The sequence below is a fragment of the Aurantimonas sp. E1-2-R+4 genome (assembly GCF_036549515.1).
Classification (GTDB): Bacteria; Pseudomonadota; Alphaproteobacteria; order Rhizobiales; family Rhizobiaceae; genus Aurantimonas; species Aurantimonas coralicida_A.
The window spans coordinates 1-823 of sequence record NZ_JAZHLK010000152.1; the positions used below are offsets into that span (position 1 = coordinate 1).

Consider the following 823-nt stretch of genomic DNA (forward strand, 5'->3'; position numbering starts at 1 on the left):
TCAACGACATGCAAAGGGGCCCGATCGGATCCCTTTGCATGTCGGCGCCAGCGTCGCCAAAGGGGTCAACATTCCAAGCGAAATGGGGGGCACGGTTCGAAGCGATTTGACAGACATCGACCATACGCGGTCGAGATTCTTGTTTCGCTGGCGCTGGCGGGCGATACCTGACCGGTCACCCGTCAGCGCTGGCGGGCGAACACCATCTGGCGAACGTCAATGATGCCGGACCGGAAGCCGGCCTCCGAATAGGCGAGATAGTATTCCCACAAACGCCGGAAACGCTCGTCAAAGCCCATCTGTTCGATCGATGGCCAAACCGATCGGAAGCGGATGCGCCAGTCGCGAAGCGTGCGGACATAGTCCTGGCCGAACACTCTCTCGCCGGTCAGCGCAAGCCCGTGCTGGCTTCCCAGCTCGACCAGCACACCCGGCGCCGGCAGCATGCCACCGGGGAACACATAGCCACGAATGAAGTCCATGCTGCGCCGGTAGTCCGCGAACAGCCGGTCCTGGATGGTAATGGCCTGAATCCCGACCCGCCCGTCGACGTCGAGACGGTCTCGGAGTTGCCTGAAATAGTGCGGCCAATGGGCTTCACCGACCGCCTCGATCATCTCGATCGAGGCGATGCGGTCATACAGCCCCTCCGCCTCGCGGTAGTCTTGGAGCTTGATTTCGACGCGCTCGGAAAGACCGGCATCGAATATGGGGATGTCCCGAAGTTTGTTGAACTTCGTTGAGCGGCGATGCCGGGTTGAACGTTACGCGGCCCTCGATGCAGGGGCAATGAACTTTTCGGCATTTTGGCGCTGATGGGCAA

1 pseudogene is annotated in these 823 nt (G+C 60.9%); it reads right to left on the reverse strand.

Features of this window, described 5'->3' with window-relative positions:
- Nucleotides 1–182: 182 nt before the first annotated feature.
- A pseudogene (locus tag VQ045_RS21825) lies at nt 183–710 on the reverse strand (class I SAM-dependent methyltransferase); the annotation flags it as partial.
- Between the last annotated feature and the right edge of the window lie 113 nt (nt 711–823).